Below are 14,038 nucleotides of genomic sequence, written 5' to 3' on the forward strand. Positions count from 1 at the left end.
GGCTTATTTCAGCTTGCCCAGGGCCTGGCGAAACTCTTCCAGCCGGGCCTCGTAGTCGGCGGCGTCGCCGTAGTCCAGAAACCGGTTGTAGTGGCCATGGGTGCCCAGGATCTTGTGGGCATGTTTGATGGGGCAAAAATAAGCTTCGGTGCGCGCCAAAATTTCACGCATGTAGCCCATCAGCCCGTTGCCGTACTCACAGTAAAAGCAGTGGAATTTCTCGATGAAGTTGAGGTACTGCAGCTGGGCACGGTCATACACCAGGTAGTCGCTGCGGCGCACCTTGGTGATGCCGTAAATCGGGAAACAGCTCCACTGGTAAAAGCTCACGCACAGGTCGAGCAACATGAGCGGCACCACCATGCTGTAGATGATGGGGCCGGTGATCAGGTTCTGCGGACGGTTGGTCACCAGCCAGCGGAAAAAGCTGGTTTTCAGCTTTCGGTGTGCCGCCTTGATTGAGCCCTCGAATTCGACCCGTTTGCCCTTGATCTGAAAAAACATCCGGCTTTCCTGCGCATGAACGGCCTCTTTCAGGTCGGCCTCCAGCGCGGCCATTTGGGCCAATATCTGGTTGATCCGGTCATTCATGGTGCCTCCCTTGGCGGCAGCGTGTTAGACAGCCGCCAGGGCTTGCGTCAGGTCTGCCAGCAGATCGTCAATGTGTTCGATGCCAATCGACAAGCGCACCGCGTCCTCGGACACCCCGGCCTTCACCAGTTCCGTCGGTGACAACTGGCGGTGGGTGGTGGAGGCCGGATGCGTGGCCAGCGACTTGGCGTCGCCAATGTTGACCAGGCGGGTGAACAGTTGCAGCGCATCAAGGAAGGCGGCACCCGCCTTGCGGCCTTCGCCAGGCGCCGACTTGACGCCAAACGTGAGCAGGCCACTGGCCTTGCCACCGAGGTATTTTTGCGCCAGACCATGGTCGGGGTGGCTCGGCAAACCGGCGTAATTGACCCAAGCCGCCTTCGGGTGCGCTTGCAGGAACTGCGCGATTTTCTGCGTGTTGTCGTTGATGCGGTCCATGCGCAGGCTCAGGGTTTCGATGCCTTGCAGAATCAAAAACGCATTGAACGGCGACAGCGCCGCGCCGGTATTGCGCAGCGGCACCACGCGGGCGCGGCCAATGTAGGCCGCCGCCCCCAGGGCTTCGGTGTAAATCACGCCGTGGTAGCTCTGGTCGGGCTCGTTGAGGCGTTTGAATTTGGCCTTGTGCTCGGCCCAGGGGAACTTGCCCGAGTCCACAATCGCGCCGGCAATGCTGGTGCCATGGCCGCCCATGTACTTGGTCAGCGAATGCACCACGATGTCGGCACCGTACTCGAACGGGCGCAGCAGGTAGGGCGTGGCCACGGTGTTGTCCACAATCAGCGGCACACCGTGGCGGTGCGCGATGGCGGCCAGCGCGGCAATATCTGTCACAGTGCCTTGCGGATTGCTGATGGACTCGATGAACACCGCCTTGGTCTTGTCGTCAAACAGCGGCTCAAAGCTGGCCGGGTCGCGCGGATCGGCAAAACGGGTGCTGATGCCCGACAGCGGCAGTGTGTGTGCCAGCAGGTTGTAGGTGCCGCCATAGAGTGCGGTGCTGGCGATGATGTTGTCACCCGCCTCGGCAATGGTCTGGATGGCATAGGTCACGGCGGCCTGGCCCGAGGCCAGCGCCAGCGCGGCAATGCCGCCTTCGAGTGCGGCCACGCGCTGCTCCAGCACGTCGTTGGTCGGGTTCATGATGCGGGTGTAGATGTTGCCCGGCACCTTCAGGTCAAACAGGTCGGCGCCATGCTGGGCGCTGTCAAAGGCGTAGGCCGCCGTCTGATAAATGGGTACCGCCACCGCCTTGGTGGTGGGATCGGGCGAGTAACCGGCATGGACGGATTTGGTTTCGAATTTCCAGGATTGGGACATGAGGGAGCTCCTTGGCTTGATGAAATAGTGGCGCGAACAAGCCAGATGGTAGCCGCTGTCAGGGCGCCACAAACACCCGGGCCCGGCGCGGCGTGAGCACCAGCGTGTCGCCTTCCTTGAAATCGAGCTCGCGGTAATGCTGGGACGGGATCTGTGCTTCGATGATGTCGTTGCTGCCGCTGGCCGTGTTGTCCAAAGGCAGCAACTCCAGCCGCGCAATCGGCCCGATCACCATGGCGCGGGTGAGTTTGGCGACAATCCCGCGCGGCTGGTCGGCGGCACTGGCACCGGCGACGTAACGTTGCACATCAAGGTCGTGCGGGCGCACATAGGCAAAGGCCTTGCTGTCCTGCACTTCGCTGTGCTCCGGCGTGGCCAGGCGCAAGCCATGGTGGTCCTCGCCGATCAGCATCTCGCCCTCGTGGGCGCGGCCATGGAACAGGTTCACGTCACCCAGAAAGCCATAAACAAAAGGACTCGCCGGGTGGTCCCAGACCTCCTGCGGTGTGCCCATCTGCTCCACTTCGCCGTTGTTCATCAGCACCACCCGGTCAGAGACTTCAAGCGCCTCCTCCTGGTCGTGGGTGACAAAAATGCTGGTGACATGCAGGTCGTCATGCAGGCGGCGCAACCAGCGGCGCAGTTCCTTGCGCACCTTGGCATCCAAGGCGCCAAACGGCTCGTCGAGCAGCAGCACCTGTGGCTCCACGGCCAGCGCACGCGCCAGGGCGATACGCTGGCGTTGGCCGCCTGAAAGCTGCGAGGGGTAGCGGTCGGCCAACCAATCGAGCTGCACCAGACCCAGTAGCTCGTGCACTTTTTGTTTGATCACGGCCTCGCTCGGGCGCGTGGCACGGGGTTTCATGCGCAGGCCAAAAGCCACGTTGTCGAACACGCTCATGTGGCGAAACAGCGCGTAATGTTGAAACACAAAACCGACATTACGTTCCCGCACATGGGTGTCGGTGGTATCAAGCCCGTTGAACAGAATGTGCCCCCGGTCGGCGGTCTCCAATCCGGCGATGATGCGTAGCAGGGTGGTCTTGCCGCAGCCCGAGGGCCCCAGCAGGGCCACCAGTTCACCGGAATCGATGTTCAGTGACACGTCACGCAAGGCGTGAAAGGAGCCAAAGTCTTTGCTGACGTTGCGGATTTCTATGCTCATTTTGTTTGTTCCATCAAGGTTTGTCATGGAAAGCGAAGCGTGGCCATCCAGGTAGTCGTATCAGGCCATCGGGCGTTCGGGTGGCAAGGCAGCAGCGGCCTTTTGGTCGCGCTCAAATTGCCATTCCACCACCGACTTGATCAGCAGGGTCAGCAGCGCCAGCAGGGCCAGCAGCGAGGCCACGGCAAAGGCGGCCACCGACTGGTATTCGTTGTACAAAATCTCGACGTGCAGCGGCAGGGTGTTGGTCTGGCCGCGGATGTGGCCAGACACCACCGACACTGCGCCAAATTCGCCCATGGCGCGCGCATTGCACAAAATCACGCCATAAACCAGTCCCCACTTGATGTTGGGCAGCGTCACGTGCCAGAAGGTCTGCCAGCCGGTGGCGCCCAGCACGATGGCAGCCTGCTCTTCGTCGGTGCCCTGGGCCTGCATCAGCGGAATCAGCTCACGGGCAATGAACGGAAAAGTGACAAACACCGTGGCGAGAATGATGCCGGGCACCGCAAACACGATCTTGATGTCGTGCTCGGCCAGCCAGGGCCCGATCCAGCCCTGGGCGCCAAACATCAGCACGTAAATCAAACCCGCCACCACCGGCGACACCGAGAACGGCAGGTCGATCAGCGTGGTCAGAAACGCCTTGCCCTTGAATTCATACTTGGCCACGGCCCAGGCGGCGGCCACGCCGAACACCAGGTTCAGCGGTACCGCGACCGCGGCGGTGAGCAGCGTCAGGCGAATGGCGCTCCAGGCATCGGGCTCGTGCAAGGCCTCCAGCGCAGCGGGCAGGCCTTTGCGCAGGGCCTCGGTAAATACCGCGGCCAGCGGCAAGAGCAGGAACAGCACGACCAGACCGAGGGCCAGCGTCAACAGCGACCAGCGCACCCAGGTGGGCTCGGTGGTGCCGGCCCGGGCGTGGCGCAGCGTGGGGGCGCTCATGACTTGCCTCCGGCCCGGCGGCGTTGCCAGCTTTGCAGACCGTTGATGATCAGCAGCAGCACAAACGAAATACCCAACATCACGGTGGCCACGGCGGTGGCACCGGCGTAGTCGTATTGTTCGAGCTTGCCGATGATGATGAGCGGTGTGATTTCAGAAATCATGGGCATGTTGCCGGCAATGAAAATGACAGAGCCGTATTCGCCCACGGCGCGCGCAAAAGCCATGGCAAAGCCGGTCAGCAGCGCCGGGGCGATGCTCGGAAAAATGACGTAGCGAAAAGTTTGCCAGCGCGAGGCGCCCAAGCAGGTGGCGGCTTCTTCGAGTTCTTTCTCTGCATCTTCCAGCACCGGCTGCACGGTGCGCACCACAAACGGCAGGCTGATGAAGATCAGTGCAATCACGATGCCGTTGCGGTTGAAGGCCAGCTCGATACCCAGTGGCTCCAGGTACTGGCCAATCCAGCCGTTACCGGCCAGTAAGGCGGTGAGCGAGATGCCAGCCACGGCGGTGGGCAATGCAAAGGGCAAATCGACCAGGGCGTCGATGATTTTTTTGCCCGGGAATTCGTAGCGCACCAGCACCCAGGCCAACAGCAAACCAAAGAACACGTTGAACAGGGCCGCCAGAAACGAGGCTCCAAAGGTCAGCCGGTACGAGGCCAGCACGCGCGGGCTGGCCACCGCCGACCAGAACTCGACCCAGGTCAGGGTGAAGGTCTTGAACAGCAGGGCCGACAGCGGAATCAGCACGATCAGGCCGAGGTAAAACAGCGTATAGCCCAGCGTCAGGTGAAAGCCTGGCAAGACGCGCCGGGTGGGGCGCTTGGGCTGGATGTCAAGTGCGATTGAAGGGGAGCTCATTTGAAAGAAGGCCTGACGCGTGCTGTGGCAGCCTTATTTAACGGTGTAAATCTTGTCGAACTGGCCGCCATCGTTGAAGTGCACTTTTTGCGCTTCGGTCAGGGAGCCAAAGTAATCGCTCACCGCGAACAATTGCAGCGGCTTGAAGGTGCTGGCGTATTTGGCCAGGATCTTTGCGTTGGTGGGGCGAATGCCGTGTTTGGCGGCAATCTCCTGCGCTTCGTCCGAGTACAGATAGTTCAGGTAGGCCTTGGCCAGTTCGCCCGTGCCTTTTTTGGCCACGGTGCGCTCGACGATCGCGACCGGGTTCTCGGCAATGATGCTGATCGACGGGTGGATGGCATCCACTTTGCCGACGCCAAATTCACGGTCAACCGACACCACTTCGGACTCAAAGGTGATCAGCACGTCGCCAATGTTGCGCTGTAAAAAAATGGTGGTCGCGTCGCGCCCGCCCTTGGCCAGCACCGGCACGTTCTTGAACAGCTTGCTGACAAATTCGGCTGCCTGCGCGTCGGTGCCGCCGGTCTTGCGCACATAACCCCAGGCGGCCAGGTAGGCCATGCGGCCGTTGCCACCGGTCTTGGGGTTGACCACGATCACCTTGACGTCGGGTTTGACCAGATCGTTCCAGTCCTTGATGCCTTTCGGGTTGCCGTTGCGCACCAGGAACAGCATGGTCGAGCTGGTCGGGGAAGCGTTATGCGGGAAGCGCTTGGTCCAGTCTTTGGCGACCACGCCCGCATTGGCCAGAAAGTCGATGTCGGTGGTGGTGTTCATGGTGACCACGTCGGCATCCAGGCCGTCGTTGACAGCGCGTGCCTGGGCGCTGGAGCCACCGTGCGACTGGTCGATCTTGAGCTCCTTGCCTGTGGTTTTTTTGTGGTTGGCGACAAAGGCGGCGTTGAAGTCTTTGTAGAACTCGCGCGCCACGTCGTAGGACGCATTGAGCAGGGTTTGCGCGGAGGCCAGTTGCGTCGTTGACAGGGCGATACCTGCGATGGCGAGGCTGATCTTTTGTGTGAATTTCATCAGAAGTCCTTGAATGGGTTGGGGTTTGAAATGTGGCTAAATGGGGTTTCAGGCTGCGGCAAGCTCAGGCTGGTTGCGACAGCGCGCTTCGTTCGCGAGGGTCTGCAGCAGGGCCAGACCCAGTGGCCAGGGTCCAAAACCGGCCTCCAAGTTGATGTGTCCGGCGTTCTGCAAGCGCACAAATTCGCTGCCCCAGGCCCGGGCGTAGGCTCCCGCCGTGCGCACCGGGCAAAAGGGGTCGTTGTTGCTGGCCACAATGATGCTTTTGAATGGCAAGGTTTGGTAGGGCACAGGGGCAAAGTCATTCAGAACACTGCGGCGTTCCGGATCTGCCGGCGCCACCAGCAACGCCGAGGCAATGCGCGCCATCGCCTCGGGCGGCAAATGGGCCGTGGCAATGCAGCCCAGGCTGTGCGCGGCGATCACCACCGGTTGGGCTTGTGCCAGGATGGTGTGCGTGATGGAGGCCACCCAAGCCTTGCGCGACGGGCTGCCCCAGTCATCCTGCTGCACCCGCACCGCGCCCGGCAGCTCATGGGTCCACAGGCTTTGCCAGTGGCCAGGAGGCGAATCACGCCAGCCGGGAATGATGATGATCGGGATCATGGTGAGGTGCTGCAGCGATGTGATGAAGTCGAAGGAGAGCAGATTGTGGGAGAACTTAATTAAAACCCAAACTACTTTATTTCTATTTCATTATTCATGTATGAATATATAGAAGTTGTTCTGTGTTGAAGTGCCTACGGGTCCTGCCAAGGGCATTGGCTTACTTCTTGGCGTAAATCTGGTCGAAGTAAGCGCCATCTGCAAAATGGTCTTTGGCCGCCTTGGCCCAGCCGCCAAAGGCTTCGTCGATCGTGAACAGTTTGATCTTGGGCAATTGTTTGACGTATTTGGCCTGGAACTTCTCGACGATTGGGCGGTAGAAGTTTTTGCCGGCAATGTTCTGGCCTTCGTCGGTGTACAGGTAGTCCAGATAGGCCGTTGCCACGGCGCGGGTGCCTTTTTTGTCGACGTTTTTATCCACGACGGTGACCGGTGGCTCGGCCAGAATGCTCAGGGACGGATAGATGATGTCGACCTTGCCGCCAAACTCTTTCTCCAGCAGATGGGCTTCGTTTTCCCAGCTGATGAAGACATCGCCCTGATTGCGCTGGGCAAAGGTGATGGACGAGCCGCGCGCACCGCTGTCAAGCACCGGCACGTTGGCATACAGTTTGCCGACAAAGTCCTTGGCGTGTGCTTCACTGCCGAATTTGCGCTTGGCAAATTCCCAGGCCGCCAGGTAGTTCCAGCGCGCGCCTCCCGAGGTCTTGGGGTTGGGCGTGATGACGCTGATACCGGGCTTGATCAGATCGTCCCAGTCCTTGATGCCTTTGGGGTTGCCCTGGCGCACCACCAGGACGATGGTAGAGGCGTACGGCGACGAATTGTGCGGCAAGCGCTTTTGCCAGTCAGCCGGAATCCAGCCGCCGTTTTTGTGGAGGGCGTCGGTGTCACCCGCCAGTGCCAATGTGACCACATCTGCCTCCAGCCCGTCAATGACGCTGCGGGCTTGTTTGCCCGATCCACCGTGGGACTGTTTGATGGTCACGTCCTGGCCGGTCTTGGTTTTCCAGTGTTTGACGAAGGCGGCGTTGAACTCGGTGTAGAGCTCGCGCGTTGGGTCGTAGGACACGTTAAGCAGCGTCACCGCTTGCTGGGCGCTGGCGCCCCAAGTGGTGCCGGCCAGCAGGGCGGCCACGGCGAATTGGCGTGTGCGGCGGGAAATGGAAACAGTTTTTTGTGTCATGCTGGAGTCCTCAAAATTCATTGCCAAAATGCAATGAAGCGAATTCTGGGGGTCAACAATTAAAACTGGAACTACTGATTTTCTACTTGCGAATTACCAAATCATCTATAACGATCGGCTACTGATCAAAATTCAAAACATATCTTCTTGCCAATGGGTCCCGCCGCCGAGGCCGCTCACGGCTTACGCACGCCGTGCGTCTGGAGCCACGCCGCATGGGCTTGCGCAAAGGCCGCCTGCAGGCGCGCCAGGTAGAAGTCGGCTTCTGCATCACGACCCAGCAGGCGGGCACTGTCGATCACGATTTCGGCGACGCGCGCCTCGGGAGAAAAATGCAGTATTTCCTTGGCCAACTGGTTTATCTGTGCCGCGTTGGCAGCGCTCAGGTCGGTGGTGGTGAGCTCGGCGAAACGGATATGGTCCTGAAACAACCAGACATGACGTGTTTTGGCCAGCGTGTCATGGCGGTATGCCGGGGCGCGCTGTTTGGGGCTCAGATAGATTTGACTCGCCAAATGGTATTGCCAGCCGGCAAGGACACAGAAAGTAAGCAGCATGCCCGCGAGGGCCGCTTGCAGGTAAGGCACCAGTGTCCTGGTCCCTCTGCTGTTTGCTGGCAGCAACAGCCACACACACAGGCCGGCAGCCATCTGGAACGGGCCGTACCAGAGCGGGTATTCCAGCAGGCTGTGCAGCAGGATCACCGCCAGAATCGCCCAAGCCATGTGGCGTGCGGTATCCAGTTCGCCCCAGGGCCGGGCGCGCCAGACCAGCCATAACCCGCCGCCGCATAGCGCCACAGCCAGCGGCACGCCCAGTTCCACGGCCAGATGCAGGGGCAGGTTGTGGGCGTTGTCCAGAATGTCGCAAAAGCGCGCGCCGGAATAGAGCGTGATGAAGTGGGCATAGTCCAGTTCACCCCAGCCCCAGCCTCCCCAGGGCTTTTGGGTAATCAGGTACAGCACGTTGCGCCACAGGGTGAGGCGGCTGCCGCACACGGAATCGCCCGCGCGCAAACGGGCCCAGGCGCCGCTGTTCATGGGGTCCAGCCCCGCCAGCCAGGGCAGCGCCCAAGTGGCTACTGCGTAGCTCAGCCCGGCAGCCAGCAACACCCAGGGCAAGGCCGAGGCAGCCTGATTCGCGGGCTGGTGATGTCGTGCGCGACGCTGCCAGTAAAGGCTCAAAACCACCACCATGAGCAACTGCAACAAACCTGTGCGCGAGGACGAGGCGGCGTTGCCGGCACCCAGCAGCACGGCCAGCGCCAGTGCCAGGCCGATCTGGCTTGGCGGTAACCTGGGCCGCAGCGGCGACGGCTGCGCGATCCACCACAACAGGGCGGCCAGCCCGATGTTCATCAGGCTGGCATACTGGTTACGCTGGCGCAGGTTGCCAAAGGCCTCGCCCAGGTTGGTGTGGTTGGCCCATATGCCAAGCCAGCCGGAGGCGCCAAAGTATTGCAACAAGCCGATCAAGGCACTCAAGCTCGCCGCCATCAGCCAGGCCCCTGCCATGGCGCGCACCCAGTGTTGGCGCGATGCTGGCTGGCCGGCGCTTGCGATCAGCAGCATCAAGCCGGCGACGCAGCCCCAGGCAAATAGCAGCGGAACCATGCCAGCAGCCGGGCCAGGTGAAAATGGATTGAGCCAGGGCAGCGTGATCAGGAGGGCAAAAGCAAGCAGGCGCATGAAAAACAGGGGTCGTCCGTCGTAATCATCAGAAGCAGGGATTCTCGCAGTTGTCACGGTGGGCGATCTTGGGCTTGTGCGCCGTGGTATTGTGAAAGCACGGCAAAATCGGCCCACTACTGAAAGAGTGTGAACATGACCAAAGTCAAAAAAATTGCCGCCATCGTGGGCGGCTCCTCTGATGAGGTTGAGGCTGCCTTTTATGAGGCGCTGCAAAACGCCGACCTGGAGCGCTTGATGGCATGCTGGGCAGATGAAGACGAGGTGGTGTGCGTGCATCCCGGTGGCCCGCGCATGGTTGGCCTGGGCGCGATCCGCTCGGCGTTTGAGGCCATGTTCAATAACGGCAGCATCCGTGTGCATCCCGAGGGCGTTCGCAAGATTGAAGCGCTGGGCAGTGCCGTGCACAGTGTGCGCGAACGCATTGAACTGCTCACCCCCGAGGGACCGATGGATGCGGTGGTGATGGCCACCAATGTGTACCACAAGACGGCTCAAGGCTGGCGCCTGGTGGCGCACCACGCCAGTCCCGGCAATGCCCGCGAGCCGCATGATGTCACCGAGATTTCTCCGGTCTTGCATTGAACTACCAAGCACCCTGGTGGCTGCCCGGTGGCCATGCCCAAACCATCTGGCCAGCCCTGCAAAGCTGTTCCGTCCGCTGGCCTATGACGCTGTACCGGCGCGAGCGCTGGCCCACCCCCGATGACGATTTTGTCGATGTGGATTGGCTCGATGCACCTGCCACGGTGCCCTTGCTGGTGCTGTTTCATGGGCTGGAGGGTTCCTCAAAAAGCCACTACGCGCTGGCGCTGGGTCAATGGGCACGAGCGCAAGGCTGGCGCTTTGCGGTGCCGCATTTTCGCGGCTGTAGTGGCGAGATCAACCGCGCCCCGCGCGCCTACCACTCGGGAGATTTTGCAGAAATCGGCTGGATCCTGGCGGCTTTGCGCGCCTACCACGCCGGGCCGCTTTACGCGGTAGGCGTATCCCTGGGCGGTAATGCCTTGTTGCGCTGGGCGCAGGAAGCGGGTAGTACGGCGGCCACGGTGCTACAGGCGCTGGCCAGCATCTCGGCACCGGTTGACCTGGCGGCCAGCGGCCAGGCCATGGGTCGGGGCATGAACCGGCAGATCTATACCCGTATGTTCCTGCAAACCATGAAACCCAAGGCACTGCAAAAGCTGGCCCAGTTCCCGGGCCTGTTTGATGCGAAGGCCTTGCACGGAGCACAGGACTTGTACGATTTTGACAACGTTTTCACCGCACCACTGCATGGTTTCAAGAACACGCGTGACTACTGGCAGCGCGCCTCGGCCAAGCCGCGCCTGGCCGAGATCCGTCTGCCAGCCTTGGTCGTCAATGCCTTGAACGACCCTTTCGTACCCGCCACCAGTCTGCCCCGGCAAGCTGATGTGGGCCCAATGGTGACCCTTTGGCAACCCGCTCAGGGCGGCCATGCCGGATTTATGGCGGGACCGCCGCCGGGCCATCTGCAAACGCTGCCGCAGACCGTGGGTGGCTGGTTGATGGCGCACACTTGATTGGAGAAAAAATGGACGACATCGTCAAACAGGCCATGGCCAAATGGCCTAACGTACCCAACTGTTATGGCTGGCTGGGGCTGGATGCGCGCGGCAACTGGTACCTGCGCGACGACCGGGCCCAGGCCGCAGGGTCATTTCAGAGCGGGCTGCCAGGCAGCAAAGGCAGCTTGCTGACGCATGAGAAGCTGATTGATTTCATTGCCCGCAACTACCTGCCCGATGCGTCAGGCCAATGGTTTTTTCAGAACGGTCCGCAGCGCGTTTATGTGGAGCTGCAAGCGACGCCGCTGATCTGGCGCGTACAGCCTGACCTTGGTGTCAAGGACCACCTGAGGCGGGCCGCCGAGGTACGGGGCGTCTGGCTCGATGAACAGGGTTTTTTGTACCTGGCATCAACCGCCGGCCTGGGGCTGGTCCATACCCAGGACATGGGCCTGGCTGCCGAAGCCGTGGAACAGGGCCTGTGGCAGCCGCAAGCCCTATTGCAAAGCGAGTTGCCCGGTCAATTCGGCTTTGTTAAAAGCCCGCAGGCCGGGCAAAAAAAGTAGAGCCGGCGTTTATTTGGCTACAGACGCTGCCGCTTCCGGTGCCGTAGCGGCGGCCTCGGGCGCTGCGGGCGCTTCGAACTTGGCGCCGGCGGCATTGGCCATGTAAGCCACCGCCCGACCTACCTCAAAGTCGGCAAAAGCACCACCGCCCTGGGCTGCCATGTTGCCCTTGCCTTTCAGGGCAGAGTTCAACAACGCGCTGTAGCCAGTGCCAATGCGCGGTGCCCAGGCAGCGGTATCGCCAAATTTGGGCGCACCCACCAGTCCAGCCGCATGGCAGGTGGTGCATTGGACGTTGTACACCTCTTCACCGGTTTTGGGCTCGCGCTTGGACTCACCCAACTGCAGAATGCCCACTTTTTGAATGCGCCTGGCCACCGCTTCTTCAGACATGCTGGCTGCCACCTGGCCACCGTTTTGAGCCTTGTAATAAGCCACCAGAGAGCCAATGACCAGTATGGGAAGACCTACCAATACGAGAATTGTTGTTATTTTCTTGATGCCAGTGGCTCTGGGTGCAGCGTGTGCGTCGTGGTCTGCGGTGTGATGGCGGTCGCTCATGATGGCCTTGGTTGGATGTTAGGTACGAAAGCAGCGTTGGATTATAGGGTTGGGGCGTTTAAACCCCCTACAATCGCCACTCCAGGATGCGGCTGTAGCTCAGTGGATAGAGTATCGGCCTCCGAAGGCTATAGTCATCCGGGTTTGCGGCGAAAATGTGAGTATTGGTCTTTTTTAGAGTTGCGGCTGTAGCTCAGTGGATAGAGTATCGGCCTCCGAAGCCGAGGGTCGTGGGTTCGATCCCCGCCAGCCGCACCAGTCCTTGCTTTTCACGTAATTGGGCGCGTACAAGCAATAGCGAAAATTTCCAAAAACGGTTCTCCGCTTGGGAATTTTTGGCACAAGCATACGAAAAGCTAATGGTCGCCGCAAGCATGGGCCTTGTTTCTGTGCCCTGTGTGTGCCACGGCTGTGCCATGCACAGTGAACCAAAATATGCAAGTTTCTTAAAACTGACGATCGGTCTTGTGCCTTAATAACGGCACCTGTCGTGAGTGTGGTGTGCGAGCCAATTTTTCTCCTGAAGTAAGCAATTTCTGGTTGTCCGGTTTCAGTGGCAGGTGAAGCGAAACTTAGAAAGGCTTTATGATTTGCATCGCAGGAGGCGATGCCCGCAAAGCGGGCTCAAGCAAAAGCTCAGGCGGTTGGTCAGTTGTTCGGCCATAGCTGCCATACAGTTGATCAATTTCGACAGTCACTTTGGGCCAGGTCCGGACGCTCGCCAGTGACGGCTAACCGGCGGGCAAATTTTCACCTTTCTTCGTCGGCGCACGGCTCTGATTTGGCAGAGTGCCGTTAGACAGCTTGGCATCACGAATTCACGCAAAGTGACTGTTGTTGACATTGACTCCCGCCAGGTTGAATGGCAGCGGTCGAGCGTGACGTGGGCGCATGCATGCCGCTGCGACATCAGGCTTGACATAACGCCATATCGGATCAAGGAAGATGCAGCAGCAAGTTGGTGGTCAATTCGTGTGGCTGGGTAACTTTCATACGTGCCAGTATTCCCCATCCAGAAATCCGGGAGTTAGTCGCTCCAATTTCGTATTCCACCTCAATTGTGTTTTCCAGCGACTGATCCAGAGTGCTTCTAACCCCACCGCAATATCTTTTGAATGCATGGCGGACACAGTAGAAGGCAATTTCTTTTTGAGTTCATCCACCGAGATAGACCAGACTGTCAACGGCCCGCGTCCAGCGTCAAGCTCAGCCAGATAGAAGTTGCGCGTGCATTCGCCATGATGAATGGTGTCATGGCGAACCCAGCGGTTGTACAAAGCATTGGCTGTTACCCATTTCCCAATATAGCGAACTTCGTCAGTGTGATCTGTCACAGCGTACAACAAGGGTCCACAAACCTTTTTCCACCTACGCTCGTTAACGACACGATGGTCGATGATGCGTTTATGCTTTTCTCGGTAAAAAAACGTCTCCTTCCGCGAGCCAGTAAGCTCGATCACCTTTTCCATACCCAATTGTTCTGGCGAAATTTTCTGACTTGTGGTTGTGAATTGCATTCGTTTTTTAATCTCTGGTTGACAAATAGAAATATGAACTTCTGATGGAGGGCTAGTAAGCAACTTGAGGTACACCTCAGCTAGAAGTTGAGCGTCCTCCAATGCTGAATGCTTGTTGCGTTTTGTTGAAAGTCCTGATTTCAGAATCAGGGCATCAAGAGATGCGGTCTCGCCAGGGAATCGAGACTTGGCTATGCTGACCGTGCAGGCAATGCTCCCCAAATCTTGAAGGCGCTCAGTTCTGCCTGCCGCGCTCATTTCAGAATCAATAAACCCAGTGTCAAAAGATGCGTTATGCATGAAACATTCCGCACCTTGAACGTAAGCGCGCAGCGAACCCATCTTGACCACAGGGCAGCGACTGTGGCTGAGAATCAAAGAGCGTGAACTTGTGGTTGCCAGCGGTGCGGCAACAACTCATGAATCTGACTGGCCCGCTGTGTTGGCAGGCGCGTCAGGACATCCTTGA

The 14,038-nt window shown here is 59.5% G+C and carries 14 protein-coding genes and 1 tRNA gene; 4 read left to right on the forward strand and 11 right to left on the reverse strand.

The annotated features are described in order from the left end of the window. Nucleotides 1-3: 3 nt before the first annotated feature. The 9 genes from NDJ10_RS12480 to NDJ10_RS12520 all read right to left on the reverse strand — a co-directional run bounded on the left by NDJ10_RS12480 (nt 4) and on the right by NDJ10_RS12520 (nt 9,396). Complete coding sequence (locus NDJ10_RS12480) at nt 4-591, reverse strand: hypothetical protein (RefSeq protein WP_296162710.1); 588 nt, start codon at nt 589-591, stop codon at nt 4-6. A 24-nt stretch (nt 592-615) separates the two neighbouring features. After that, a complete protein-coding gene (locus NDJ10_RS12485) occupies nt 616-1,911 on the reverse strand; it encodes an aminotransferase class V-fold PLP-dependent enzyme (protein WP_296162712.1) in 1,296 nt (431 codons plus the stop codon). 58 nt (nt 1,912-1,969) lie between these two features. After that, the gene (locus NDJ10_RS12490) at nt 1,970-3,076 is read right to left on the reverse strand and encodes a sulfate ABC transporter ATP-binding protein (protein ID WP_296162715.1); all 1,107 of its coding nucleotides are present in this window, start codon (nt 3,074-3,076) and stop codon (nt 1,970-1,972) included. 60 nt (nt 3,077-3,136) lie between these two features. Beyond that, the gene (gene cysW / locus NDJ10_RS12495) at nt 3,137-4,021 is read right to left on the reverse strand and encodes a sulfate ABC transporter permease subunit CysW (RefSeq protein ID WP_296162716.1); all 885 of its coding nucleotides are present in this window, start codon (nt 4,019-4,021) and stop codon (nt 3,137-3,139) included. Further along, the gene (gene cysT, locus NDJ10_RS12500) at nt 4,018-4,884 is read right to left on the reverse strand and encodes a sulfate ABC transporter permease subunit CysT (protein WP_296162719.1); all 867 of its coding nucleotides are present in this window, start codon (nt 4,882-4,884) and stop codon (nt 4,018-4,020) included. The genes cysW and cysT overlap by 4 nt, the downstream gene beginning before the upstream one ends. 33 nt (nt 4,885-4,917) lie before the next feature. After that, on the reverse strand, nt 4,918-5,916 hold the full coding sequence (locus NDJ10_RS12505; protein ID WP_296162720.1) for a sulfate ABC transporter substrate-binding protein: 999 nt from the start codon (nt 5,914-5,916) through the stop codon (nt 4,918-4,920). 48 nt (nt 5,917-5,964) lie between these two features. Beyond that, the gene (locus NDJ10_RS12510; RefSeq protein WP_296162721.1) at nt 5,965-6,522 is read right to left on the reverse strand and encodes an alpha/beta hydrolase; all 558 of its coding nucleotides are present in this window, start codon (nt 6,520-6,522) and stop codon (nt 5,965-5,967) included. Between the two features lie 160 nt (nt 6,523-6,682). After that, entirely contained in the window at nt 6,683-7,708 is a 1,026-nt protein-coding gene (locus NDJ10_RS12515; RefSeq protein WP_296162723.1) for a sulfate ABC transporter substrate-binding protein, read from the reverse strand. Between the two features lie 176 nt (nt 7,709-7,884). Then, nucleotides 7,885-9,396: a Wzy polymerase domain-containing protein gene (locus NDJ10_RS12520; RefSeq protein WP_296162725.1), complete on the reverse strand. Its 1,512-nt coding sequence runs from the start codon at nt 9,394-9,396 to the stop codon at nt 7,885-7,887. Nucleotides 9,397-9,531: 135 nt separating this feature from the next. On the opposite strand from NDJ10_RS12520, the gene NDJ10_RS12525 reads away from it, so the two are divergent. From NDJ10_RS12525 to NDJ10_RS12535, 3 genes are read left to right on the forward strand one after another with little or no spacing between them, the layout of a single operon-like run. Then, a complete protein-coding gene (locus NDJ10_RS12525; protein WP_296162727.1) occupies nt 9,532-9,981 on the forward strand; it encodes a nuclear transport factor 2 family protein in 450 nt (149 codons plus the stop codon). Continuing rightward, complete coding sequence (locus NDJ10_RS12530; RefSeq protein ID WP_296162731.1) at nt 9,978-10,940, forward strand: alpha/beta fold hydrolase; 963 nt, start codon at nt 9,978-9,980, stop codon at nt 10,938-10,940. The genes NDJ10_RS12525 and NDJ10_RS12530 overlap by 4 nt, the downstream gene beginning before the upstream one ends. An 11-nt stretch (nt 10,941-10,951) precedes the next feature. Then, the gene (locus NDJ10_RS12535; protein ID WP_296162733.1) at nt 10,952-11,491 is read left to right on the forward strand and encodes a DUF2946 family protein; all 540 of its coding nucleotides are present in this window, start codon (nt 10,952-10,954) and stop codon (nt 11,489-11,491) included. A 9-nt stretch (nt 11,492-11,500) separates the two neighbouring features. On the opposite strand, the gene NDJ10_RS12540 is transcribed toward NDJ10_RS12535, so the two are convergent. After that, nucleotides 11,501-12,052 (reverse strand): c-type cytochrome, encoded by a 552-nt coding sequence (locus NDJ10_RS12540; RefSeq protein ID WP_296162735.1) that lies wholly within the window; start codon nt 12,050-12,052, stop codon nt 11,501-11,503. 182 nt (nt 12,053-12,234) lie between these two features. Here NDJ10_RS12540 and NDJ10_RS12545 point away from each other — a divergent pair. Beyond that, a tRNA-Arg gene (locus tag NDJ10_RS12545) sits at nt 12,235-12,310 on the forward strand. A gap of 731 nt (nt 12,311-13,041) precedes the next feature. Here NDJ10_RS12545 and NDJ10_RS12550 read toward each other — a convergent pair. Then, nucleotides 13,042-13,911, reverse strand: coding sequence for an exonuclease domain-containing protein (locus NDJ10_RS12550; protein WP_363318714.1), 870 nt, complete (start codon nt 13,909-13,911; stop codon nt 13,042-13,044). Nucleotides 13,912-14,038 lie beyond the last annotated feature (127 nt).

This window comes from Rhodoferax sp. (assembly GCF_023700745.1).
Lineage (GTDB): Bacteria > Pseudomonadota > Gammaproteobacteria > Burkholderiales > Burkholderiaceae_C > Rhodoferax.